We start from the raw sequence: 25,484 nt of genomic DNA, 5'->3' as shown, positions 1-25,484 counted from the left end.
TGCCTTCACATTCGAACGAAATGAATCAAATGTCAATAGTTAGAAATGAAACGAAAGTATTCGACAGTCTTGCTGCGCTGACGGCAGCCCCGCCAGCAGCGCAGCGTGAACGCGGCTATGCCGACACCTTGCGCGAGATCCTGCAGCAGCCGGCGACCTGGCAGGCCACGGCCGCGCAGTTGCGCCAACCCTCGGTGCAGGCGCAACTGCTGACCCTGCTGATGCCGCGGCCCGCGCACGTCGTGCTGACCGGTTCGGGCAGCTCGATCTATGCCGCCGAATGCATCGCGCCCGACCTGCAGCAGGCGCTGGGCGTTCCGGTGCAGGCGATCGCCGCCGGCACCCTGCTCACGCATTGGCGCAGCGCGCTGCCGCCGGGCGGCGGCCTGCTGATCTCGATTGCGCGTTCGGGCGACAGTCCCGAGAGCGCCGGCGTGGTGGATCAACTCCTGGCCAGTGCGCCCGACTGGCGCCACCTCGCCATCACCTGCAACGCCGGCGGCAAGCTGGCCACGCAGTTCCGCGGCGAGTCGCGCTACCGCACGCTGGTGCTGGACGAGCGCACCAACGACCGCAGTCTGGTGATGACCAGCAGCTTCACCAACCTGGTGCTGGCCGGCAGCGGACTGGGCGGGCGTGCCGACGAGGCCGGCTGGCCGGATGCCGTGCGCCGCCTCGCCGGTTGCGTGCAGCGCGTGTTCGATACCCGGGCCGATGCGCTGGCCGCGGTGGCGCACGGCGCCTTCGACCAGGCGGTGTACCTCGGCAGCGGCGGTGCGCTGGGCGCGGCGCGCGAGGCGGCGCTGAAGATGCTGGAGATGACCGGCGGCCGCGTGCGCACGATGGCCGAGACCTTCCTCGGCCTGCGTCACGGGCCGATGTCCAGCCTCGACGAAAACACCATGGTCGTGGCCTTCCTCTCGCCCGATCCCGCGGTGCGTGCCTACGAATACGACCTCTTGCGCGAACTCACCCGCAAGCGCCTTGGCATGGTGCGCGTGCTGGTCGGCGAGGGCATTGCCGGCGATGTGGCCGGCATGCAGGACGTGGTCGTGGATCTGCCGGGCCTGCAGGCCGACGACGACGCGCTGCCGCTGCTGGCCGACGTGGTGGTGGGCCAGATATTGGCGTTCTTCCGCTGCCTGGCGCTGGGCGGCAAGCCGGATGCGCCGGCCCAGGGCGTGCTCACCCGCGTGGTCGAGTCGTTCGCGCTGCATGCTGCGGACGATGCGTCCGCGCCGTCCGCAGCGGGCGAGGGGCGCATCGCGTGAAACGCATCCTCGTTGCCGGCGAACTCAACGTCGACCTGGTGTTCCGGGATTGCCAGGCGTTCCCCGCGCCGGGGCGCGAGGTGCTGGCCGAGGAGGCATCGGTCGTGCCCGGCAGCTCCTCGATGATCTGCGCGATGGGGCTGGCGCGACTGGGCGATCCGGTGGCTTTCGCCGGCAAGGTGGGCGCGGATGGTTGGGGCGGCTTCTGCGTGTCGGCGCTGCAAGACGCCGGCATCGACGTGACGGCGGTGCGGCACGATCCCGGCCTGCGCACCGGCATCACGGCCTCGTTCTCCACCCGCAGCGATCGAGCGCTGGTCACGTTCGCCGGCGCGATCGGCGCGCTGCGCGCACAGGAGATCGACGATGCGCGGCTGGCCGCGGCCGATCACCTGCACGTGTCTTCCTACTATCTGCAGCGCGCCCTGCGCCCCGATCTCAAGACGCTGTTCGCGCGGGCCCGCGCACTGGGACTGAGCACCTCGCTCGATCCCGGTTTCGACCCCGAGGAGCGCTGGGGCGACGAATGGCGCGACCTGCTCGCCGAGGTCGACCTGTTCCTGCCCAACGACGTGGAACTCGCCGGCATCAGCGGTTGCGCAACGCCGCTCGACAGCCTGCGCACGCTGCACAACGGCCGCACCCGCATCGTGACGAAGCGCGGGCGGCACGGTTGCGTCACGCTGGATGGCGCAGGCGGGATGATCGAGTCGCCCGCCTTCGCGATGGATGCCATCGACAGCACCGGCGCCGGCGATTCCTTCGACGCCGGCTTCCTGCATGCGTGGCTGCGCGGCCTGCCGCTGGCCGAGGCCATGCGCTGGGGCAACGCCTGCGGCGCGCTCTCCACGCGCGGCGTGGGCGGCACGGCGCGGCAGGCCGATACGGCCGAGGTCGCGGCCTTGCTGGAGTCCGCGCCTTGATCACCGTGGCCGGCTTCAACACCGCGATCGACCACCTGATGCAGGTGGACGCGCTGCATCCGGGCGAGGTCAATCGCGCGCTGCGCGAACAGGTGCTGCCCGGAGGCAAGGGCCTGCACGTGGCGCAGACCATCGCCGCGCTGGGCGAGCCGGTGCAGCTGATCGGCCTGGTCGATGCCGCGCACCGCAACCTCATCGCGCGACGCATGAGCGAACGCGGCGTGCTGTTCCACGGCGTGGAAATCGACGCGCCGCTGCGGCACTGCATCGCGCTGCAGGACGCGAACGGGCAGATCACCGAGGTGCTGGGGCAGGGGCCTCAGCTCGGCGAACGCGACCGCGCGGCGCTGCAGCGCGCGTTTCGTCTCGCGCTCGCGGAGAGCGAGCTGGTGATCCTGTCCGGCAGCCTGCCACGCGGCCTTGCCACCGACACCTATGCGGAACTCGCGCGGCAGGTGAGCGCGGCGGGCAAGCGTTGCCTCGTCGACGCCAGCGGCGAGGTGCTGCGCCTGGCCGTAGCGGCGCAGCCGTTCCTGCTGAAGCCGAACCGTGAAGAGGCCGAGGCACTGTCCGGCCGCACTGTCGGCGATCTCGATGCGGCTGCCGGCGTGTTGCGCGACTTGTCCGCGCGCGGCGTGGCGATGCCGGTGCTGAGCCTGGGCGCTCTGGGCGCGCTGGGCATGGACAAGAGCGGCGTGTGGCACGCGGCGGTGGAACTCGAACAGGTGCGCAACACCGTGGGCTCGGGCGACTGCTTCCTGGCCGGCATGGCCGTGGCCATCCAGCGCGGCAAGCCGCTGCCCGAAGCCTTGCGACTGGCGGTGGCCTGCGGCGCCGCCAACGCGATGGAAGTGGAAACCGGTTACGTGCGTCCGGATCAGGTCGATGCATTGCTTGGCCAGGTCCGGATGAGGGCATGGACGCCCTGATTTCCGGCTGATTCAAGCCGGTCTGCCGATGAGTCCGAGTCGTCGGCGTTTGAGCGGTTCGCGAGATACGGGGAGTACAGGGGCTCGCGGCTTACCCAAGTGCGAAGCAAACCTACAAGAGGGGCAATCATGAAATCTCGCAGAAACCTTTCGTTGCGACAGACCGGCATGGCATCGGCGCTGGCCGTGCTCCTGGCATCCACCGCCGCCTACGGGCAATCCACCACCAGCAGCATCTTCGGTCGCGTGCCGGTGCAGGCAGGCGAGAGCGTGGTGGTCAGCAACGGCGCCGGCCTGACCCGCACGGTCGGCGTCGACAGCCAGGGCAGGTACAACGCCACCCAACTGCCGGTCGGCACGTACTCGGTCAGCCTGATGCGCGATGGCCAGGTGGTGCAGCGGCGCGACAACGTCTTCCTGAAGGTGGGCGTCGGCGTGGACATTTCCTTCAGCGCGGAGGCTGCAGCAGGCTCCGCGGCGAACGCGACCCAACTGTCGGGCGTGAACGTGACCGCCAACGCGGTGCCACCGATCGACGTAAGTTCAGTGGATTCACGCACCGTCATCACCGCTCAGCAACTCGCCCGCCTGCCGCTGGCGCGCACCGCCGAGGCGGCGGCGCTGCTGGCACCGGGCGCGGTCACCGCTGCCGGCGGCGCGACCAGCACGACTGGCGAACCGCTTGTCAGCTTCGGCGGTTCGTCGTCCACGGAGAACGCGTACTACATCAACGGCTTCAACACCACCGATCCGTTCAATGCCAAGGGCGGCATCGCCCTGCCGTACGGCTCCATCGACCAGGAAGAGGCCTACACCGGCGGCTACAGCGCCCAGTACGGCCGCACCGACGGCGGCGTGATCAACATGATCGGCAAGAGCGGTACCAACGAATGGCATTTCGGCGCCCAGGTGATGTACGCGCCGCGGGATTTGCGCTCGGGTGTGGACAACACCTATTACGCCAACGGCCTGCCGCCGACGCCGGTAGCAGGGCGCCTGTACGACCCCGGTCGCAACGACGGCTACTGGACATCCACCTACGACGCCTACGTGGGCGGCCCGCTGATCAAGGACAAGCTGTTCGTGTTTGCCTCGGTCGAAGGCAACACCCAGGGCGGCTACACCGTCAACAGCGTGGATGCCGGCACCTCGCAGCACTACAAGGTCAGCAACCCGAAGTGGTACGCCAAGGTCAACTGGAACATCAACGACAGCAACCTGCTGGAACTGACCGGCGCTTCTGAGAAGCGGATTGCTACCGGGTCGGTCTACAACTACGACTACAAGACCCTGCAGGACACGACGTTCAAGGCGTTTTCCAACAACACCAAGCTGGGCGGCGACATGTGGTCGGCCAAGTACACCAGCTATCTCACCGACAGCCTCACGCTGAACGCGATGTACGGCAAGATGACTACGGTGAACTACAGCGGCCCGGTGGGTTACAACCCCAGTCTCACCCTCATCAGCGGCAAGACCAACCAGAACCCGGCGCTCAATGGCGGCGTACCGATCACCAACGCGCAAACGCTGAGCCAGATCAGCAACCCCGGCAATCAGTACAAGACCAGCAACCTGCGGCTCAGCCTGACCTACGTGCTGGGCAGCCACACGATAACCGCAGGCATCGACAACCTGCGTTCCAACGCCATGGACCAGGGCCACATCACTACCGGCCCGGGCGGCTACTGGTGGACCTACTACCGTACCACCCATCCGGAATTGCCGACCGCGGCCGGGCTTGGCGTGGGGCCGCTGATCAACTATCCGAACGGCGCTGGCGGCTACTACGTGACGAAGAACGTCGACGTCTCCGGCGCCGGTCTGCTGACCACCCAGCGCGCCGAGTACATCGAGGACCAGTGGCAGGTGAGCGACCGCTGGCTGCTGTCGATTGGCCTGCGCAACGACGCCTTCACCAACTACAACGGCTCCGGCCAGCCCTACATGCGGCAGACCTCGCCGCAGTGGGCGCCCCGGCTGGGCTTCAGCTGGGACGTCTACGGTGACGGCACGTTCAAGGTCTACGGCAACGCCGGCCGCTACTACCTGGGCCAGCCGCTCGCGCCGGGCGGTGTCGCAAACGGCGTGCTGCGTACCCAGCAGTACTTCACCTACGGCGGCATTGCGGCCGACGGCACGCCGACCGGCCTCACCCAGGTCTCGGTGCCGGTATCGGCGAACAACTTCTTCGGCCAGGCGCCCGATCCGCGCACGCTCACCGCCCACAACATCAAGGCGCAGGACCAGGACGAGTTCATCCTCGGCTTCACCAAGACCGCCGGCCCGAAGTGGGTCTACGGCGCCAAGTTCACCCGGCGCATGCTGCGTCACAACCTGGACGACTACTGCAATGCGCAGGCCGTGGTCGACAAGGCGGCGTCGATGGGCATCGTCGATGTCGACGACTCGACCTGCTACTACATCAACCCGGGCATCGCGAACACCTTCGCGGTGCGGGACGCGAGCGGCAACTACCACGACGTGACCCTGAGCAACAAGGAGATGGGCTTCACCCACATGGTGCGCCGGTACTACGCATTGGAAGGCTTCCTCGAGCATCCGTTCGACGGCCGCTGGTACGGAAAGGTGAGTTACACGTTCTCGCGCAGCTACGGCAACACCGAGGGCCAGGGCCAGTCCGACATCCGGGCCGTCGGCGGCATCCAGAACATGGACTGGGATTTCCCCGAGTTGATGGTCTATGGCAACGGCCCGCAGGGCAACGACCACACGCACCAGATCAAAGCCTTCGGCTATTACCAGATCAATCCGGAATGGCTGGTATCGGGCAACCTCAGCGTCATGTCCGGCGGTCCGAAATATTGCCTGGGCCTGTACGGCCCCAATCCACTGGATACCAAATCCAACGACCCGGATAGCTATGGCTCCGCCTACCACTGGTGCAACGGCCAGCCGTCGCCGCCGGGGGCGCAGGGACGCCTGCCGTGGATCAAGCAGCTCGACCTGGGCGTGCAATACCGGCCGGCGTTCGCGGGCCACAAGCTGGGTTTCCACCTGGATGCGTTCAACGTGTTCAACAGTCAGGCGCAACTCAATCTGGGTCAGGCAATGTATTCGGACAGCACCGGAACGCCGAATCCGCTGTACGGCACCACATACTTCATGCAGCCGCCGCGCTACGTGCGCATGAGCGTGACCTACGACTACTGATCGTGGGCAACGGCGTTTCACGCGGGCTTGCGTCATCCGCCGTCCGGCTGCGTCGGGCGGCGGATGCGGACCACGCAGGCTCCGCTGCAACCGTCTTCAACAGGGGCGCGCCGGCACGATGCCGTCGCGTCGTCGCCGGCCGGTCCGCAATACGCAACCAGCCGGCCTTGCTGCTTCGTCCGCGGCGGCAAGTCATGGAAGAACCACAGGGGCGCGGGTCATTCGTTCTCTTTCTTGCTCGGGACCACGGAGGCTTTGTGCGAAAACCCGGATATCGAATGGGCGGGCCATGGCTTGCTTCCGGTCTGTTGCTTGTTTCCGGTTTGTCTGCGGCGCCGGTCGAAGCGGCGTCCACGATGGTTCCATTGGGCGGCAATGCGTACATCACGCAGTCCAGGCACAAGCCGGACGGCTTCGCCGGCGGGGCCACCGGGAATCAGTTCCATCTGCGCAACGACGGTTTCTTCACGCCGTCGGTGGCATCGCACCAGTGGTTCTACCGCCAGCCGAACGGCATACGGCCCGATCTGGATTTGAGCAGGTTGTCGCAGCAGTAGAGGCACGGCATGCAGCCGGCGCGTCCGGGCGCGTCGGCTGTCCTGTCGGCATGCGCCTTCGCAGCAGGGAGTTGTTTTCATCGTGAGTACGGCATCGGGCTTGAGTAAGGTCGAGTCCGGGCATGGTCAAGCCGGGCTCGCGCGAAGAAATGAGGCACGGAAGCATCCGAACCCTGTCGACGCGAGCGTCTGCACGACGCTTCCGACGACCCATTCAAGGCATCACACGAGGTAGTCATGGCAGCATCGCATCCGCATCTCCTTCGATCGCCGCACGCGAGTGCGCTGGCTTTCTGTCTCCTCTCCGTGCTGGCAGGTCTCGGTTCGGCGCGCGCCGAGGACAGCGTAGCCACCGGCAGGCTGGTGCTCGATCCCGGCTCCGCAGCCTTTGTCGACCAGCAGGGTGCGGAAAGCTTCGGCAATGCAGCCATCGAGGCGCGCTGGAAGCTGGACGGCAAGCATCTCGTCGACATGACGGTGACCGATCGCGTGCACAAGCGCACGCTGGCGGTGTCTGCGCCGTTCGCGCTGGTGATGGCGGACGGCAGCACCATCCAGGCCTCCGACATGACCCTGCAGTCGCCGCCGCGCGTAGTGGCGCTGCCGGTGGATGCGCAGGCTTCGCGGTTTGCTGCGCGGCTTCCCGGCAAGGCGGTCGAGGCCAGCTTCGGCGATGCGGATGGCCGGTTCCGCGTGGACTGGAAACTCGTGCAGCGCGACGGCTCGCCCTACCTGCGCGAGGAGGTGGGCATCACCGCGCTGAAGCAGGACGAGAAGATCGCCAAGGTGTCGCTGCTGCAATCGAAGGCGAACGCCCCCGAGGTGATGGGTACGGTGAACGGTTCGCCCATCGTGGATGGCGACGTCTACCTCGGCTTCGAGAATCCGCTGTCCGAGAGCACGGCGTACCACAACCTCGCCAAGCTCACGCTGTCGCGCACGCTGCCGCTGGAGAAGGGCAAGACGGTGGCCTATTCGGCCGTGGTCGGCGTGGTGCGCGACGGCCAGCTGCGCCGCGACTTCGCCAGCTACGTGGAGCGCGAACGCGCACATCCGTACCGTACCTTCCTGCACTACAACTCCTGGTACGACATCGGCTACTTCACCCCGTACACCGAAGCGGAGGCGCTGGACCGCATCAACGCCATCGGCGAGCAATTGCACGTCAAGCGCGGCGTGAAGCTGGATTCGTTCCTGTTCGACGACGGCTGGGACGACCTGAGCGGCAGCTGGAATTTCAGCAAGGACTTCCCGCGCGGCTTCGCGCCGTTGCGCGAGGCGGCCGCGAAGTACGGCGCCGCGCCGGGCATCTGGCTGTCGCCATGGGGCGGCTACAGCAAGCCCCATGACGTGCGCATCAGGAACGGCAGGGCGGCCGGATACGAGATCATCGACAACGGTTTCGCGTTGTCCGGCCCGAAGTACTACCAGCGCTTCCACGACGTGGTGATGGACCTGCTGGACAAGGACGGCGTCAACCAGTTCAAGTTCGACGGCACCGGCAACGTCAGCAGCGTGTTCCCGGGCAGCCGCTTCGACAGCGACTTCGCCGCGGCGATCCAGCTGATCGACGACATCCGCAAGGACAAGCCGGACACCTTCATCAACCTCACCACCGGCACCTGGGCCTCGCCGTTCTGGCTGGGCTATGCCGACACCATCTGGCGCGACGGCGAGGACGACAGCGAAACCGGCGTGGGCTCGACGCGCGAGCAGTGGATCACCTACCGCGACCAGCAGACCTACCAGAACATCGTGCTGAAGGGGCCGCTGTTCCCGATCAACTCGCTGATGCTCCACGGCATCATCTACGCGCAGATGAACCGCAAGCTCAACACCGATCCGGGCCACGATTTCGCCAACGAGGTGCACTCGTACTTCGCCACTGGCACCGAGCTGCAGGAGCTGTACATCACGCCCTCCCTGCTCACGCCGCAGGACTGGGACACGCTGGCCGATGCGGCGAAGTGGTCGCGCGCCAACGCCGACGTGCTGCGCGACGTGCACTGGATCGGCGGCGACCCGGGCCGGCTGGATGTCTACGGCTGGGCCGCGTGGTCGCCGAAGAAGGCCGTCGTCACGTTCCGCAATCCCGACGACAGGCCGCAGCTCGCGGTGGTCGACCTGCAGCGGCAGCTGCAGTTGCCGCCCGGCGTGGCGCGCCGTTTCAGCGTGCACGACGTGTGGAAGAACGGCGACGCGAAGCTGCCGAAGACGCTGGATGCCGACCACGCGAGCACGATCACGCTGGCGCCGTTCGAGGTGCTGACACTGGAACTGATACCGACCAACGGAGGTTGAGCATGACCGATATGGATCGTCGTCGTCTGCTGAAAACCGCGGCGCTGTTGCCCCTGGCTGCTGCCTGCCGAGGCTGGGCCGGCAGCGTCTCTGCTCCGGCACAGGCCAGCTTCGTGCTGGACCCGACCCGCCCGGGGCGGCGCGTCGATGCCAGCCTCGCCAGCCTCAGCTACGAGACGCTGGAGCTGCTCGATCCCACGTTCTTCGCCGCCGACAACCATGAACTCGTGCGCCTGTTCCGCGAGATGAACCCGCACGGCGTGCTGCGCATCGGCGGCAACACCAGCGACGACACCGTATGGGCGGGCTACAAGGGCAAGCTGCCGACCTACGTTCCGCGCAAGCACGGCAAGCTGCTGCAGCCGCACGTGCTGAAGCCGGAAGGGTTGGAGGCGCTGGCCGGCTTCGTGCGCGCCACCGGCTGGAAACTGGTGTTCGGCGTGAACCTGCGCATCGGTTCGCCGGAGATGGCGGTGGATCTCGCGCAGGCTGTGCAACGCCTCGCGGGCGACCAGTTGCTGGCGATCCAGATCGGCAACGAGGCGAACAACTACGAGCACGACTACGCCGCCTTCGACGCGGTGTGGACGCCGTATGCCAAGGCACTCCGTGCCGCCGGCCTGCCCATCGCCGGGCCGGACACCGGCGCGAACACCGACTGGGTGATCGAGTACGCGAAGCGCCACGCCAGGGAGAACGTGTTCCTCAGCCGGCACTACTACCGCGAGGCGGCGGAGAACGGTTCGATCCCGGACATGCTGGCCGGCGATCCCGGCTTCTTCGGCGAAGTCGAGCAGATCATGCAGGTGGCGGGCCGATACGGCTTGCCGTTCCGTATCTCCGAAGGCAACTCCTATTACAACGGCGGTCGCGACGGCACCAGCAACGTGTTTGCCTCTGCGCTGTGGGGCGCGGATTTCATGCTGGCGCTGGCGCAGCGCGGCGTGGCGGCCATGCACTTCCACGGCGGCACGCTGAACTCGGTGGAAGCCTCGCTGGGCCGCGTCGCGAAGGCGTCTGCGGGCGGCGACATCGTGGCGCAGCGCGATGCGCTGGCCTCGCGTTATTCCGCCATCGCCGGCAGCCGCGCACTGGGTTTCCAGCCGCGCCCGCTGTTCCACGGCATCGCGTTGGCGCAGCGCTTCGCGGGCGCGCAGATGCTGCCTGGCAAGCTCGATGCCGCTGGCGCGAATCTCACCGCCTATGCCGCGCGGCAGGGCGATGCGACGCTGGTTGCGCTGATCAACAAGGATGCGGGGCACGATGTCGCGGTGACGGTCGGCGGGCTCCCTGCCGGGACGCACGGCGAGCTGATGCGTCTGCATGCGCCTGCGCTGGACAGCCGTCGCGGCGTCGCCTTCGAGGCGGCCGGCAAGGTGGCTGCCGATGTCCACGGCACCTGCCGCGTCGCGTTGCCGAAGGGCAGCGCGGCCCTGGTGCGATGGACGCACGCTGCGGCATGACGCCCGGCCGACGGACGCCGCGTATCGTGCAGAGAGGGCCGCATGGGAGAAGGAAACGAATGAACGCCATTGCACGCGCCGTACTGGCCATGGCGCTGCTGTCGCCGGCGGCACTGTCCGCAACATCCATCGCCGCCAGCGACCAGCCCTTGTCGCAGCCGCAGGGCGGCCCGCGCCCCGACGCCGCCACCGTGCAGGCCTGGCAGGCGCGCAAGTTCGGCCTGTTCATCCACTTCGGCCTGTATTCCGTGCTCGGCGGCGTATGGGACGGCAAGCGCATCACGCAGGGCTACAGCGAGCAGATCCAGTCCTTCGCGCCGGTGCCCATCGACCGGTACGAGGCGCTGGCGAAGCGTTTCGATCCAGAGAAGTTCGACCCCGACGCCATCGTGGCGCTGGCGAAGGCCGCAGGCATGAAGTTCATCGTGCTCACCGCCAAGCATCACGACGGTTTCGCGATGTTCCACACGGCGCAGAACGGCTACAACATCGTCGACGCCACGCCGTACGGGCGCGATGTGGTGAAGGAACTGGCGGACGCATGCGCGCGGGCGCACATGCCGTTCGGCGTGTACTACTCCACCATCGACTGGCACTGGATGCACGGCCAGTACCGCCCCGACAACGACAATCCGATCACGCCCGCGCAGGCCGACTTCAACGTGGCGCAGATCCGCGAGCTGATGAGCCGCTACGGCCCGATCAGCGAAGTCTGGTTCGACATGGGCAAGCCCACGCCGGAGCAGAGCGCGCGCTTCGCCCGCGCCGTGCACGCGCTGCAGCCGCAGGCCATGGTGTCCGGTCGCGTGTGGAACCACCAGGGCGACTTCACCGTGATGGGCGACAACCGCGAGCCGGACGAGGGCATGGAAGAGCCCTGGCAGTCGCCCGCGTCGATGTTTCCGGATACCTGGGGCTATCGCTCCTGGGCGAAACGCGAGGACCTCCCGGCCAAGGTGCGCGAGAACATCGAGCGGCTGGTGCGCGTGGTGAGCGCGGGCGGCAATTACATCCTCAACATCGGTCCGGAAGGCGATGGTTCGGTGGTGCCTTACGAGGCCGACGTGTTGCGCGGCATCGGCGCGTGGCTGAAGCCGCGCGGGGAGGCGATCTACGGCGCGCAGGCCTCGCCGTTCGCGAAGCTGGATTTCGGCTACGCGACGCTGGGCGCGCACACGCTGTACCTGTTCGTGGCCAAGCCCCCGGTGGATGGCGTGCTGCATCTGCCCGGCGTGCTCGATACGCGCTTCGGCCGCGGCCACATGCTGGGCGATGCGCAGGCCGGCGTGGCTCCGGTTTCGGTCGACGTGTCGGGCGCCACGGTCAAGGTGGACAACCTGGCCGGCGCCGGCTACATGCCGGTGGTGGCGATCCCGTTCGAAGGCGAACTGCACGTGCGGCCCGACGCAGTGGCGCCGGGTGCGAACGGCCATGTGCATCTGGCGGCCGCGCAAGCCGAACATTTCCTCAACTACAACGGTTACGGCTACGGGGATGCGCCCAGCGTCTACAAGATGCGCTGGCATGCGCGGGCCGGCTTGGGCGACTACATGCTGGTCCTCCGTTACCGCGATGCGCCCGCCGCTGCGAAGCTGGATGTCCGGGTGGACGGCCACGCGCGCGCCTTGCCGCTTTCTGCTGGCGCGGGCGCGGCCCACTTGCGCGTGAGCCGCGACCCGCACGCTTTCCCGTATGCGATGCAGGTGGAGCTGACGCCCGTCGCGCCGTACCACAAGGGCGATCGCCTGCCGGCCACTGTCGAATCGGTGGAGCTGGTGCCGCTCATGAACATGGCCCATTAGGGAATGTCTGGCCAATCGACTGCTTGCTCGTCATTCCTGCGAAGGCAGGAGGCGCTTCACAACAGCGAAGCTGGTCATCCAGTGCCTTGGTGTTCCGTGGCTTGCAGGCACTGGATGACTCGCTGCGCTCGCCCCTTCGGAGCCGCCTTGCGGGCGTTCTGCGCGCTTTGCGCTTGTCCAGCCTTCGCTGGGATGGCCAGCAAAATCAGACCATCCTTGGCTGCGTGGAGAATGAAGAACGATGCCTGATGCACATTTGCCCAAACCCTCCCGCCTGCCACGCATCGGTCTCGCCCTGGCCGGCCTGCTGCTCGCATCCTCCCTCTGCGCGCAAACCCTGCATGTCGCTTCCGATGGCACGGATCAGGCGGATTGCAGCGCGACGGCGCCCTGCTCGCTGCAGGCTGCGCAGGCGAAGGTGCGCGCCCTGCGCCGGCAGGGCCGCGACGATATCGAGGCGCAATTGGGCGACGGCATCTACCGACTGCGCGAGCCATTGCGCTTCGATGCCGCGGACAGCGGAGCACCCGGACATCCCGTGCGCTGGCGCGCTGCGCCCGGCGCCCAGCCGGTACTGGCGGGCAGCCAGTCCGTGCAGGGACGCCGCGATGGCGCGTTGTGGAGTTTCGTGCTGCCGCCCGACGACGAACCGACCAGCATCTGGATGGACGGCCGGCGCCGCTGGCCGTCGCGCACCGCTGCCTGTCCGCATTGCGTGGTGGACGCCAAGGGGCTGGCGAAACTGCCGCCGACGATGCTGCGCCAGCTGAAGGTCGGCTCGCTGGCGGTGCTGCATGCGCGCTGGCGGGATTTCCGCTGCAGGGTGATCGCCATCGGAACGGACCGCGTGGACCTGGCCCAGCCCTGCTGGCGCAACGCCACGCTCGACTCGCGCAACGACTGGGCGCTGGCCAGCCCGGTGGGCAAGTACTACGGCGGCGTGGACTGGTTCGAGAACCTGGCGGGCGATCCCGTCGCGCCCGGCAGCTACACGGTGGATGCGACACGCCATGTGCTGCGCTATCGCCCGTTGCCCGGCGAAAAAGCCGGCGTGCCGGCCATGGAGCTTCCGCTGGCCGAACAGCTGCTGCGACTGGAGGGCACGCGTGCGGCGCCGGTGCACGATCTCGTGTTCGACGGCATCGGCTTCGCGTACACCGCCTGGCGCAAGCCCATGTCCAACGACGGCTACGTGAGCCTGCAGGCGGGCTATCTGGTCGATGGCGCGAACCGCAGCGCGCTGCCCGACAACGGCGAGGGCATGACGCGCATCGCCAGCGCGGTCGACGTCGAGGCGGGCAGGGACATCCTGTTCGACCACGACCGCTTCGAGCATCTCGCGGCAGGCGGCATCGCGCTGGCAGGCGGCACGCATGGTGCGGCGGTGACGAACTCGCGCTTTGCCGACCTCGGTGGCGGCGGCGTGTTCGTGGGCGATACGGAAGCGCATCCCGCCGATGCGGCCGACAAGACCGCCGACATCGTCGTCGCCGACAACCTGATCGACCACGTGGCGCTGGCCTACCGCGACAACGTGGCGATCATGGCCGGCTTCGTGAACGGCCTCGAGATCGCGCACAACACCGTCGGCGATCTGCCGTACAGCGGCATCTCGGTGGGCTGGGGCTGGAATTACGAGGGCGACACGCCGGTGGAGTCGTCCATCCACATCGTCGCCAACCGCATCGGGCGGGTGATGCAGCAACTCGCCGACGGCGGCGCGATCTACACCCAGGGCCAGTCCACGCCCGGCACCTCGTGCGTGGTGCGCAACGCGATCGACATGCGCCACGGTCGCGAGGGCAACGGCATCTACCTGGACGAACGCACGGTCGATTTCGACGTGGAGCGCAACGTGGTGCTCGGTTCCTGGGTGAGCGCGTGGGCGAAGTGGAGCGGCAAGCTGCGCATCGTCGACAACTGGACCGATACCGCGGGCAAGCCGCACCACCCCGGCCCGACCAAGGTCTGGGCGCCCAACTTCACCGGCCTGAAGACCCTGCCGCCCGCGGCGCTGGCCGTGCAGCGGGCGTCCGGCGTGCGCGAAGGGCAGGCGGCCCCGGCGTTGCCGATACGCGTCAGCGCGGCGTGTCCGGCCGGCTGAAGCCGGCGCCGGCGTGCGTGATGGCAGCGGCAGCGGCGATGGTCGGCCGGGCGAACGCCAGTGGCCGGATCCTGCGGTGTGCGTTCATCGGGGTTTTTCCCTGCTCAAGGCGTCCACTTCGCCGGCGGCGAGCAGGAATGCGCCCACGCCGTACACGTAGCTGGCGCCCGGCGGGTAGTGACCGGGCGCGGCGCCAATGGGCTGGATGTCGCCCAGCCGGCCGTCCGCGTAGATTTCGCCCACCAGCCCGCCCCAGCCACGGGCGATCACCGGCCGGTAGGTTGCGGCCTCCAGCACGTGGTGGCGCACGCCCCAGGCCAATGCGTAGACGATGAAGGCGGAGCCGGAGGTCTCGGGCCGCGGGTAGGCTGCAGCATCGAGCAGGCCCGCGCGCCACAACCCGTCCGCCCCCTGCAGTTGCGCCAGCCGCGCGGCGATCTCGCGGAACTGCTGCACATAACGCGGACGCTGCGGGTAGTCGCCCGGCATCAGCGTCAGCACGCGCGCCAGCCCGGCCATCACCCAGCCGTTGCCGCGGCTCCAGAACAGCTTGCGGCCGTTGGCTTCCCGCCGGTGCAGGTAGGAGGCGTCGCGGCTGTACAGGTGTTCCGTTGGGTCGTACAGCAGCGCGCTGGTGATCCACCATTGGCGGTCCATGTAGTCCAGGTAGGCGCGTTCGTGCGTCGCCTGGGCCAATCCGGCCCAGGCGGGCGGCGCCATGAACAGCGCGTCGCACCACCACCACAGCGGCCGCTGCGGGTCGTCGGGCGTGCGCATCTGCAGGTCGTAGCGCTCACGCAGCGGCTGCAGCATGGCTGGCACGGGCGTGCGTGCATGCAGCGCCAGCCACGCCTGCGCCACGGCCTGGTCGTCGGCATGCTGCAGGCGCGGGCCAAGGCCCCAGTCGAAGTGCCGGCCCACGCCGCGCACGTAGTCCGCATAGCGCGGCTGGTGCAACAGCGTGCTGGCGTCGAGGAAGCCCAGGTACAGCGGCGCGAAGGTCCAGTCCAGGCTGTCGTGGTCCTTGACCCGGCCGTATTGCCAGGCGGCGACCAGGGCGGCCGCACGGCGGATGTCGACAGGGCGCATCGCGGGCGAAAGCCGGGCGCGCGGGCCCGGCTGGGCCGGCGCATCGCCGGCCGCGGGGTCGTCCGCCCGTGCCAGGCCGGGCGCCAGCGTCAGCAGCGTGGCGGTCAACAGGAACAGCATGGCCGCCACCAGACGCGACGACAGCAGGGACGGTGCGGGGCGGGCTGGCTGCATGGCGGTCCTGGTGCCGAATGGCAGGTTGAGGATGTTGCCGAGGTTAGGCTAGAGTTTCGAAAACTTTCAACAGTTTTTGAAAATTTTCGAATCAAGTCCCTGGACGGGAGGTGGAATGGCCGGACACGCGCGCTGGGCAGGGCGTTGCATCGCGATGCTGCTGGTGCTGTGCGGCGCCGTGGCGGCCACGGCCGCGGCGGATCGCGACCCGGCGTCGCTGGTGCTGACGGTGAGCAACCCGCTCGCGCTGGCGCGCCACGATGAAGTGCTGGCGCTGCCGTTGGCCGAGCTGCTGCGCCGCCGTCCGCAATGGCGTGGGCGCACGCTGGTCGCGCGCTTGGCCGGCAGCGCCGGCTGGTTGCCGGTGCAGGCGTATGCCAGCGACGGCGGCGGGACGCCGGACCAGTTGCTGGTGCAACTGGATATCGCGCCCAAGACCAGCGAGCCGCTGGAGATTCTCCCTGCGCCGGCGTCCATGCCGGTGCGGGCCAACCCGCTGTATGCGCGGCTGGTGCCCGAGCGCGACGACGATTTCGCCTGGGAAAACGAGCAGGTGGCCTTCCGCATCTACGGCGCCGCGCTGGAAAAAACCGGCCAGGTGTTTCCGGGCATCGACGTGTGGTCGAAGCGGCCGCCCCGGCACGTGATCGACGCGTGGTATCGCCTGGATGCCGAAGGGCTGCGCCGCAAGGATCCCGCGCTGTCGTACCACGTCGACCACGGCGACGGCCTGGACAGCTACGAGGTGGGCCGCACGCCGGGCGCCGGGGGCACCGCCGGCTGGCTGGACGGCGCGCCGGTGGCATCGCGCAACGCGTCGCGGGTGCGCATCACCGCGATGGGGCCGGTGCGGCTGCGCTTCGAGGTGGACTACCCGGCATGGCAGGTCGGCCCCGCGACCGTGCACCAGCACAAGGTCGTCACGCTGGACGCGGGGGCATATCTCAACCGGCAGGTAGTGAGCTACCGCATCGACGGCGCGCCGCGCACAACCGTGGCCGCGGGTGTGGCGGTGCACGCCGATGCCCGGCTCGTGCACGACGCCGCCATGCAGATCGCGGTGTGGGACACCCCGCAGAAGACCAGTGCTGGACGGATCGCCACCGCGCTGCTGCTGGCGCCGGACGCCACGGCGCGCTACGCGGCCACGCACGATGCCGCCTGGGCGTTGTTCGACGTGGCCGACGGCGACAGCATCCGCTTTGCCTCCGGCGCCGCATGGTCGCAGGGCGGCATGCCGTACTTCAGCAGTTGGCAGCGTTATCTGCGCGACTATGCGGCATGCTGGGGCCATCCCCTGCAGGTGCGCTGGCCGCCGCTCCCGCAGTGAGACCATCCACCGAGGAAACCGCATGCAACGTCGAACCTTTCTCCGCCTGAGCGTGCTCACCCCGCTGGCCCTGGGGGCAGGCTGGCGTCCCGGCAGCGTCCGTGCCGCCATGGCTGCGAACCCCATCAAGCCGGATGGCCGGCCGCATCGTTTCGAATTGTCCGCGCAGCAATTCCTGCTCGACGACAAACCGTTCCGCATCCTGAGCGGCGAGATGCACCCGATCCGCATCCCCGCCGAATACTGGCGTCATCGCATCCGCATGGCGAAGGCGATGGGGCTGAACACCATCGCGATCTACCTGATGTGGAACGCGCTGGAATCCGAGCCCGGCGTGTTCGACCTCGCCGGCGGCAACCGCGACTTCGCGCGCTTCATCCGCCTGTGCCAGGAAGAGGGCATGTGGGTGTACCTGCGCCCCGGCCCCTACATCTGCGGCGAGTGGGATTTCGGCGGCCTGCCGCCGTACCTGCTGCGTCATCCGCAGATGCGCGTGCGCGACAAGGACGATGCCGACTACATGGCCGCGGTGCGCCGCTACATCGCCACCATCGCGCCGGTGGTGAAGCCGCTGCTGGCGGCGAACGGCGGCCCGATTTTGATGGTGCAGGTGGAGAACGAGTACGCCTCGTTCGGCCGCGACATCGGCTATCTCCAGGCGATCCACGCGCTGTGGCAGGACCACGGCGTGCACGGGCCGTTCTCGATCTCCGACGGGCTGGCCCAGGTGCGCGAGGCGAAGACGTATCTGCCCGGCACCGCACTGGGCCTGGACGGCGACACCGATTTCACGGGCGCCCAGGCCATCGCGGGCGAGATGCCGGTGTGGATGGGCGAAGGCTATCCCGGCTGGATCACCCATTGGGGCGACAAGGATTTCGCGCGCGGCGACTTCGCCGGCACGCTGGAGAAACTGCTGGCGGAAGGCCGCTCGTTCAACCTGTACGTGGTGCACGGCGGCACGAACTTCGGCTCCGGCGCCGGGGCGAACGCGAAGGGCGACTACTCGCACTTCGAGCCGGTGATCACCAGCTACGACTACGGCGCGCCGATAACCGAGCAGGGCGCACCCACGGCGGACTACCACACGTTCCGCAAGATGCTTGCTGCCCATGCGGCGCAACCGCTGCCGGAGGTACCGGCCACGCCGCCGATGGCGAGCTTCGCGCCGTTCACGCCGCAGCCGCACGCAGTGCTGTGGGACAACTTGCCCGCCGCGAAGAAAGTGCAGCACCCGCAGCCCAACGAACTGCTGTTCGGCCAGGACCACGGCATGGTGCTGTATCGCCGGCCGCTGAAGGCCGGCGGCGAGCTGGCCGTCGATGGCGTGCGCGACTACGCCACGGTGTTCCACGGCGGGCGCTACGTCGACTACCTCTCGCGCGTCGAGCATCCGAAACTGCGCACGGGCAACAAGCTGCGGTTGCCTGCAAGCCATGGCGATGAACTGCTGGAAATCCTCGTCGACAGTTTCGGCCATGTGGGTTTCGGTCATGCCATGGCGGATCGCAAGGGCCTGCTCGGCGAAGTGCAACTGGACGGCAAGCCGCTAGAAGACTGGGAGGCTGTGAGCCTGCCGCTGGACGGCAAGTGGCTGGCATCGCTGCGGCCGCTGCGCGGCAAGCCCTCGCGGCCCGGCGTGTTCTTCAAGGGCGTGCTGCACCTGACGCAGTCCGGCGACTGCTACCTCGACATGGCGGACTGGGCCAAGGGCTACCTGTGGGTCAACGGCCACCTGCTGGGCCGCTACTGGAACCTCGGCCCGCAGCAACGCCTGTATTGCCCAGCCTCATGGTTGCGCGTGGGCGACAACGAAGTGCTGGTGTTCGACCTTCACCGCACCGAAGCGGCATTAATCCGCAGTGCCGGAGCGCTGAGTGGCTGACGAAGATTGGTTGGCCGCTTGAGTTGAACGGCTACGTGGCCACCCCTTGAGGTAGCTGTCAGGCCACATGGCCACGTAGCTTGCTGATGAAGGCTGCTAGAAATATCAAAATTGCCACAAGGGTAAGCAGTCGAACTCCGCGCACTTTGTTGCCAAAGGCAGCCATCAAGGACGAGGCCAAGACACCAAAGAAACCCATCGCATATTGATTCTTGCTGACTGGGGGCCAAGGGATCAGATAGTTGTAGAACATGAGAATGGCGGTGATGGCACAAAGAACTCGTTGCCAGGCGCTTAGAAATACATGGGAGGCATCGAATTTGGCCATTGCTGATGTCGTGGCACTTATCGTCAGAGTAAGGAAGCGTTGAGGCTGTTCACCATGGGCGACGTTGGCTGTGCCCTGCTACGCCTTGCCGTGAAACAGCTCGCGACCGATCAGCATGCGGCGGATCTCGTTGGTGCCGGCGCCGATCTCGTACAGCTTGGCGTCGCGCAGCAGGCGGCCGGCGGGGAATTCGTTGATGTAGCCGTTGCCGCCCAGCGACTGGATCGCCTCCAGCGCCACCTTCACCGCATTGGTGGAGGCGTTGAGCAGGCAGGCGGCGGGGTCGATGCGCGACTTCACTCCGCCGTCGAACTGCTGCGCCACCATGTAGGCGAAGCCGCGCGAGGACTGCAGCGCGGTGTACATGTCGGCGACCTTGGCCTGCATGATCTCGAAGGTGCCGATGGGCGCGTTGAACTGCTTGCGCTCGCGCACGTAGGGCAGGGTGAGGTCCATCGCCGCCTGCATCAGGCCGATCGGGCCGCCGGAGAGCACCAGGCGCTCGGTGTCCAGGCCGCTCATCAGCACGCGCACGCCCTCGTTCACCTCGCCCACGATGTTCTCGGCGGGGATCTCGCAGTCCTCGAACACCAGCTCGCAGGTGTTGGAGCCGCGCATGCCGAGCTTGTCCAGCTTCTGCGCGGTGGTGAAACCCTTCATGCCCTTCTCGACGATGAAGGCGGTCATGCAGCGGCTGCCGGCGGCGCGCGGCGCGGTGCGCATGTAGACCAGCAGCACGTCGGCGTCGGGGCCGTTGGTGATCCACATCTTCGAGCCGTTCGCGACCCACACGTCGCCCTTGAGCTCGGCCTTGCAGCTCATGGAGCCGACCACGTCGGAGCCGGCGCCCGGCTCGCTCATCGCCAGCGCACCCACGTATTCGCCGGAGCACAGCTTGGGAACGTACTTCTGCCGCTGCGCCTCGTTGCCGTTGTGGAAGATGTTGTTGACGCACAGGTTGGAGTGCGCGCCGTAGGACAGACCCACCGAACCCGACGCGCGCGAGATCTCCTCCATCGCCACCATGTGCGCGAGGTAGCCCATGCCGGTGCCGCCGTACTCGGTCGGGACGGTCATGCCGAGCAGGCCCAGCTCGCCGAACTTGCGCCACAGGTCAGCGGGGAACAGGTTGTCGTGGTCGATCTGGGTGGAGCGCGGCGCGATCTCCTTCTCCGCGAAGGCGTGCACGGTGTCGCGCAGCAGGTCGATTTCTTCGCCGAGGGGGAACGGACGCATCACGGACTCCTGGTCGATGGGGTAGGGGCTTAGCCGGCGAATGGTAGCGCAGCGGAACGGGGCGGGTCTGACGCGCCGCAGCAGCCACGGGTCGGCGCAGGCCGCCGTTGACGGCCGACACTTGGCAGGCGATGCAGCCAGCCTCCGGTCTCATCAGGAAGCCTCGGCCGCGGCAACTTCCTGCGGTGTGCCGGCGGGTTGTGCGGGAAGCGCAATCGCACGGCCGACGCCACGGCTGGAGCGGGCGATCAGGACGGCGTCAGTCGGGCGAGGGGTTCGCTGAAGGCGATGAGAGCAGGGCCCCAGCATCGGGCGGGCTGAACACGGTGAGCCGCGCCTCCGCCAGCACGCCGGGCGCCTCGATGCGGCAGGCGAACACGCCCATGCCGCCGTCGTCGTGGAAGTCGCGGTGCGCCTCGATGCGCAGCTCGCTGCCCGGCGCGAACGCGGCCACGTTGCACGTGTAGTGGCGGGTGCCGAGCAGGAAGCCTAGCCGTACCGGCTCGCCCTCGATCTTCGCCCGACAGCCGGCCCAGGCGGCGATGGCCTGCGCCATCAGTTCCACGCCCATCCATGCAGGCAGCCGGCCGCCGGCGTCGTGGAACAGGCCGTCGGCAGGGATGCGCCGGCTGCACAGCGCATGGTCCGGGCCGTGTTCCAGCACCGCGTCGAGCAGGATCATCTCGCCAGCGTGCGGCAGCAGTTCCGCGATCGGCCACGTCGTCATGCGTGTGGCTCCAGCACGAGGCGGCCGGAGGAGTACGTCGTCCCGCCCTCGCGGTAGGCGAAATGCAGTTTGCCGTTCGTGTGATCGTGGCGAAGCGTGAGCGTCACCCGGTCGCCGGGCCGCAGCAGGTGCTGGAACTTCAGCGTCTCCATCTCGCGACAGTATGGCGAGGTGCCCAGCCGCGACGCAGCCAGCCGCAGTGCCCAGGCCACCTGCGCCACGCCGGGCAGCACCGGTGCCTGCGGGAAATGCCCGGCGAAACATGCGAGGTCCACGGGTACCTGCAGCTGCAGCGTGCAGCCGTCGTCGTCGCGCTGTCCGTGCAGGATCAGCGGATCGGCGTGCCGTGTGTTCATGCGTTTCCCCGCAGCCGACGACGCAGCAGCCATTCGCCGCCGAACAGCACGGCCATGATGAAGTAGACGATGAGGCCGTTGTACAGCGTCCACCAGGACAGCGGTCCCCACAGCGTCAGCGCGGCCGACAGCGCGGCGTTGAACACGAAGAAACCCACCCAGACCCAGGTGACCTTGCGCGTATACGGGATCGCGGCGGCGGGCAGGTCGGGCTCGGTCGCGCGGGCGATGCGTTCCACCATGGGCGGACCGGCGACGAGGCTGAGGCCGAAGGCGAGCAGCAGCAGCAGGCTGATGAGGGTCGGATACCAGCGCAGCAGGGCGGATTCGCCGCTCATCGCGAGCAGCGCGCAATAGGCCAGCGCCGCGCCCAGCATCCAGCGGCCGCTGGTTTCCCGCCACAGGAACGGCGCCCGCAGCAGCCACGCCGCCGCGAGCAGCAGCGCGAACAGCCATGGCGGGATGGCCGTCATGCCGAAGTAGACCAGGAACGGATACAGCGCGCCGATCAACGGCAACAGGATGGAGCCGGGTTTCATGGTGTCGCCGCTGGGAGCATCGATCGCGTGGGGCCGTGTCGCCCGTGGGTCAGCAGGCGAGAGGATGCCATTGTCGGCTGCAAAAAGCGCGAGCCCGGGAGTTTCGGGCACGCGTCGCGGGCTCGGGATCCCGCCCGGGTTGAACCTCTAGCTGGCAGGACATGCGCGAACGGCGCGCGGGCCGATCGCTTTCCCGATCCTGCGAGCTGGCATCCGCTCAGCCGGCAGTGCCGTCGGCGTCGGCAAGAGCCGCTTCTGAATCCGGCCGGCTCGCCGGCACCAGCAGCGCGGTGAAGCCTATGCCCAGCAGCAGGGTGAGGCCGAAGTCGCGCAGCGCGGGCAGCGAACTCAGCGACAGCAGGCCGAAGGAAAGCAGGGCGGTGAGGGCGGAGAGCAGCACGCTGGCATACATCGCGCCGGGGCGGTCGGCGGTGTGCGGTTCGCCTTCGTGCAGGAACACCGCGTAGTTCGCGCCCACGCCCAGCACCAGCATCAGCGCCATCCAGTGGAACAGGGTGAGCGGTTGGCCGAGGTAGCCGAGCGCGGCGAGGGTGAGCGCGATGCCCAGCACCGGCGGCGCCAGCACGCGCGGTGCGCGACGCCAGCCGTAGCGCCAGCCGAACACCGGCACGATCAAGAGCACCGCGGCGAGCAGCCACACGCTGGCGTAGTTGCGGTAGCGGCCGAACAGGCTGGACACGCTGGCCGGCTTGTCCACCAGTTGCACGCCGGGCAGGCCGTCGGCGGCGTGTGCGAGCAGCGCATCGCTTCCGTCGCCTTGCGGCAGCACCAGCGAGGCGCAGCCTTGCGCATCGCAGCCCATCCACAACTGGCGGAACGGCGTGGACAGCGGCGTCTTCAGCCAGGCGTCCAGTTGCAGCGGCGTGCCGGGCCACGCGGCGAGCCAGGCGTCGATGGCCGTGGCGCGGAACCCTGCATCGACCAGCGTCTGGCGCAGGCGTGCCGGATCGTCGAACAGGCGTGCGAGCAGGGCGTGGTCGTGCGCCTGGCGCGCCGGCGAAGGCACCATGCCGGCCAGGCCCAGCCAGCCTTCCAGCTTGCCGTCGTCGACCAGTGCCTGCAGGCGCGTTTCCAGTGCTTCTTCGCGCTGCAGGGTCTGTTCGCCGTCCTTGCCTTGCACCAGGTAGAACTGGCTGTTGTTGCCGAGACCGGTGATCTCGCGGATCTGCGCTTCCTGCGTGGTGAGCGTGGCAGGCTGGGCGATCAGGCGATGCACGTCGTCGTCGTGGCGCAAATGCAGCCAGCCGGGCAGCGCGACCAGCAGCAACAGCAGTGCCGCCAGAGTGCCGCGCCAGCCGTGCGCCGGTTTGGCCAGCATGTGCTGCAAGGCACGTGCGCCGCGCACCAGTGCAAGCGTCATCGGTTTTGACGGACGCTGCAGCAGGGCGGGCAGCAGCCAGAACACGCTGAGGCAGGCGGCGCTCATGCCGCCGATGGCGAACACCGCCATCTGGCGCAGCGCGGGAAAGGGCACCAGCCCCAGCAGCGCATAGCCCAGCAGCGAGGTGGCGAGCGCCAGCAGCAGGGCGGGGCGCACCTGGCGCAAGCCGGCACCGGCCTGCCAGTGCGCGCCGGCGTTCGCGCGCGCGCTCAGGTACTGGATCGAATAGTCCACCGCCTCGCCCAGCAGCGCGGCGCCGAACACCAGGGTGAGCAGGTAGATCTTGCCGAACACCAGCAGCGTGAGCGTGGTGGCCGCAAGCACGCCCAGCGCGGTGGAGAGGAAGGCCAGCAGCAGCGGCCCGGGCGAGCGGAACACGCCGAGCAGCAGCAGGGCGATGCCGATCGAGGAGATCCAGCCCACCATGTGCACGTCGCGCTCCGCGCCGGCGCGCGCGGCGGCGGCGTAGAACACCGCGCCGGTGTGCAGCACCCGGGTGCCGGGGTAGTCGCGTGCGATCTGCGCTTCGCCCACGTGCAGCGCGCCCAGCGCACGGCGCTGCACGTCGTCGTCGTAGGAGGAGCCGTCCAGCGCGGCGGTGACCAGCACCCAGGTGGTGTCGTCGCGATGGGCGACCAGCAGGTCGTCTTCCGGCAGCAGGGGCGAGCGGCTCCACGGCTGCTGCGCCAGCCAGTGCTGCAGCCAGCCGAAGGGATCGTCGGCCAGCGGCACGCCCACGCCGGTGATGAAGGGTTCGTTGAGCCGTTGCGCCAGTGCCCCGGCGGCGGCGTAGCCCGGCTGCGCCAGGGCATCGCGGTCGGCGTCGGCGAGCAGCCAGTTGCGGTGCGCGAGATAGGGGGCCAGCAATTGCTGCAGGTCGAACGGCGGCAGTTCGGCGGTCACCGAAGCGAACACCTTGTGCGCGGCCAGCGCCTTGCCCAGCGCGCGGGCGGCGTCCTTGGCGCGCGCGTCGTCGTCGTTCGCCACCAGCAGCACCATGCGGTCGCCGTTGGCGTGGGCCAGCCGCTCCACCGCCGCCTCGGCCAGCGGGTTCTGTTCGGTGGCCGGCAGCATGGCCAGCAGGTCGGTCTGGATCGGAAGCGGGCCGCGGCCGAACAGCAGGTAGGCCGCCAGCGCCGCCACCAGCACGGCGGCAACGGCGAACAGCCCGGCGCGCAGCTTCAGCGTGCGTGGCGTCATGGCTGGCCCAGCGCGCGCTTTTCCAGCGCGGTCAATGCGCCGGCGTCGCGGGTGTGGGCGAAGCGGATCTCGGTGCGAGCGCCGTCCTGCATCGCGATGGTGATGCCTTGCAGGTAGTCGTTGCCCTCCAGGCTGATGCTTCCCAGCACGCGTGCCACGCGTTCCTGCCTGGGCACGAAGTGCAGCGTCCAGTCCGCGGGCGTGCCGCTGGCCTGGACGTCGAACTGGCGCAGCGCCTCGTCCACCTTGCCGCCCAGCATGCCTTGCAACATCTGCGAGACCTGGCTGACGCCGCGCTCGCTGCGCACGGGACGGGCAGCGCCGTCCGTGTCGATGCGTGCGGTGCGGCTGCGGGTGAGGGCGAGGGTTTCCTGGTAGTGCGAGCCGGTCTGCCACAGCATGCCGTGGCCCAGCACGAACAACAGCCGGCCTTCGCTGACCTGCGGCTTGTCCAGCGCGGGGTTGCTGCGGGTCTGGGTGAAGTCGGCGCGCACGGCCGCGTGCCGGCCCAGTTCGGCCAGCACGTTCTGCAGCAGCGGCTGGTCCGCCTGCGCACGGGCGAGGGGCGCGAGGCAGCACAGCAACAGCAGGAGCATCAGGCGACGCATGCATTTTCTCCGTGGCGTCCCGGCAGTGTCGGGCAAGCGGACGATATTTTGAACAATGTCGTCCAAATGAAGAGACCGCCTTGCGG

Annotated in this window: 19 protein-coding genes; 11 read left to right on the top strand and 8 right to left on the bottom strand. The window is 68.3% G+C overall.

All coding sequences use genetic code 11. The annotated features are described in order from the left end of the window. The first annotated feature begins 29 nt into the window (after positions 1-29). The 9 genes from PCA_RS10305 to PCA_RS10265 all read left to right on the top strand — a co-directional run bounded on the left by PCA_RS10305 (position 30) and on the right by PCA_RS10265 (position 14,524). A complete protein-coding gene (locus PCA_RS10305) occupies positions 30-1,271 on the top strand; it encodes a tagatose-6-phosphate ketose isomerase (protein WP_255436781.1) in 1,242 nt (413 codons plus the stop codon). Next, on the top strand, positions 1,268-2,194 hold the full coding sequence (locus PCA_RS10300) for a carbohydrate kinase family protein (RefSeq protein ID WP_181302524.1): 927 nt from the start codon (positions 1,268-1,270) through the stop codon (positions 2,192-2,194). Before PCA_RS10305 ends, PCA_RS10300 begins: the two co-directional genes overlap by 4 nt. Positions 2,195-2,199: 5 nt before the next feature. Next, positions 2,200-3,123 (top strand): 1-phosphofructokinase family hexose kinase, encoded by a 924-nt coding sequence (locus tag PCA_RS10295; protein WP_343204435.1) that lies wholly within the window; start codon positions 2,200-2,202, stop codon positions 3,121-3,123. A 129-nt stretch (positions 3,124-3,252) separates the two neighbouring features. Further along, entirely contained in the window at positions 3,253-6,297 is a 3,045-nt protein-coding gene (locus PCA_RS10290) for a TonB-dependent receptor (RefSeq protein ID WP_181302522.1), read from the top strand. A 278-nt stretch (positions 6,298-6,575) separates the two neighbouring features. After that, positions 6,576-6,854, top strand: a complete 279-nt coding sequence (locus PCA_RS10285) for a hypothetical protein (protein ID WP_181302521.1) — start codon at positions 6,576-6,578, stop codon at positions 6,852-6,854. Between the two features lie 306 nt (positions 6,855-7,160). Then, positions 7,161-9,155 carry an enterotoxin gene (locus PCA_RS10280; RefSeq protein ID WP_343204434.1) on the top strand — a complete coding sequence of 665 codons (1,995 nt, stop codon included), beginning with the start codon at positions 7,161-7,163 and terminating at the stop codon, positions 9,153-9,155. A 2-nt stretch (positions 9,156-9,157) separates the two neighbouring features. After that, positions 9,158-10,618: a hypothetical protein gene (locus tag PCA_RS10275; protein ID WP_181302519.1), complete on the top strand. Its 1,461-nt coding sequence runs from the start codon at positions 9,158-9,160 to the stop codon at positions 10,616-10,618. A gap of 59 nt (positions 10,619-10,677) precedes the next feature. Continuing rightward, positions 10,678-12,420 carry an alpha-L-fucosidase gene (locus tag PCA_RS10270; protein WP_181302518.1) on the top strand — a complete coding sequence of 581 codons (1,743 nt, stop codon included), beginning with the start codon at positions 10,678-10,680 and terminating at the stop codon, positions 12,418-12,420. A 241-nt stretch (positions 12,421-12,661) separates the two neighbouring features. Next, positions 12,662-14,524 carry a hypothetical protein gene (locus PCA_RS10265; protein WP_181302517.1) on the top strand — a complete coding sequence of 621 codons (1,863 nt, stop codon included), beginning with the start codon at positions 12,662-12,664 and terminating at the stop codon, positions 14,522-14,524. Positions 14,525-14,608: 84 nt separating this feature from the next. On the opposite strand, the gene PCA_RS10260 is transcribed toward PCA_RS10265, so the two are convergent. Next, positions 14,609-15,787, bottom strand: a complete 1,179-nt coding sequence (locus PCA_RS10260; RefSeq protein WP_181302516.1) for a glycoside hydrolase family 88 protein — start codon at positions 15,785-15,787, stop codon at positions 14,609-14,611. Positions 15,788-15,902: 115 nt separating this feature from the next. Between PCA_RS10260 and PCA_RS10255 the strand changes: the two genes are divergently transcribed. Together PCA_RS10255 and PCA_RS10250 are read left to right on the top strand one after the other, a co-directional pair. Further along, positions 15,903-17,117, top strand: a complete 1,215-nt coding sequence (locus tag PCA_RS10255; protein ID WP_181302515.1) for a DUF4861 family protein — start codon at positions 15,903-15,905, stop codon at positions 17,115-17,117. Positions 17,118-17,139: 22 nt separating this feature from the next. Next, on the top strand, positions 17,140-19,002 hold the full coding sequence (locus PCA_RS10250) for a beta-galactosidase (RefSeq protein WP_181302514.1): 1,863 nt from the start codon (positions 17,140-17,142) through the stop codon (positions 19,000-19,002). Positions 19,003-19,060: 58 nt separating this feature from the next. Here the strand turns inward: PCA_RS10250 and PCA_RS10245 are convergent, their stop codons facing one another. The 7 genes from PCA_RS10245 to PCA_RS10215 form a co-directional block, all read right to left on the bottom strand. After that, positions 19,061-19,330 carry a hypothetical protein gene (locus tag PCA_RS10245; protein ID WP_181302513.1) on the bottom strand — a complete coding sequence of 90 codons (270 nt, stop codon included), beginning with the start codon at positions 19,328-19,330 and terminating at the stop codon, positions 19,061-19,063. 78 nt (positions 19,331-19,408) lie between these two features. Next, entirely contained in the window at positions 19,409-20,566 is a 1,158-nt protein-coding gene (locus PCA_RS10240) for an isovaleryl-CoA dehydrogenase (RefSeq protein WP_181302512.1), read from the bottom strand. A gap of 259 nt (positions 20,567-20,825) precedes the next feature. After that, complete coding sequence (locus tag PCA_RS10235; RefSeq protein ID WP_181302511.1) at positions 20,826-21,293, bottom strand: hotdog family protein; 468 nt, start codon at positions 21,291-21,293, stop codon at positions 20,826-20,828. Beyond that, positions 21,290-21,649, bottom strand: a complete 360-nt coding sequence (locus tag PCA_RS10230) for an acyl-CoA synthetase (RefSeq protein WP_181302510.1) — start codon at positions 21,647-21,649, stop codon at positions 21,290-21,292. The genes PCA_RS10235 and PCA_RS10230 overlap by 4 nt, the downstream gene beginning before the upstream one ends. Beyond that, entirely contained in the window at positions 21,646-22,188 is a 543-nt protein-coding gene (locus PCA_RS10225; protein ID WP_181302509.1) for a hypothetical protein, read from the bottom strand. Before PCA_RS10225 ends, PCA_RS10230 begins: the two co-directional genes overlap by 4 nt. A 217-nt stretch (positions 22,189-22,405) precedes the next feature. Further along, on the bottom strand, positions 22,406-24,790 hold the full coding sequence (locus tag PCA_RS10220) for an MMPL family transporter (protein ID WP_181302508.1): 2,385 nt from the start codon (positions 24,788-24,790) through the stop codon (positions 22,406-22,408). After that, on the bottom strand, positions 24,787-25,398 hold the full coding sequence (locus PCA_RS10215) for an outer membrane lipoprotein carrier protein LolA (RefSeq protein ID WP_181302507.1): 612 nt from the start codon (positions 25,396-25,398) through the stop codon (positions 24,787-24,789). Before PCA_RS10215 ends, PCA_RS10220 begins: the two co-directional genes overlap by 4 nt. Between the last annotated feature and the right edge of the window lie 86 nt (positions 25,399-25,484).

The sequence above is a fragment of the Rhodanobacter sp. PCA2 genome (assembly GCF_013620825.1).
GTDB lineage: Bacteria > Pseudomonadota > Gammaproteobacteria > Xanthomonadales > Rhodanobacteraceae > Rhodanobacter_A.
This window is presented reverse-complemented; position numbering and strand designations above follow the sequence as displayed.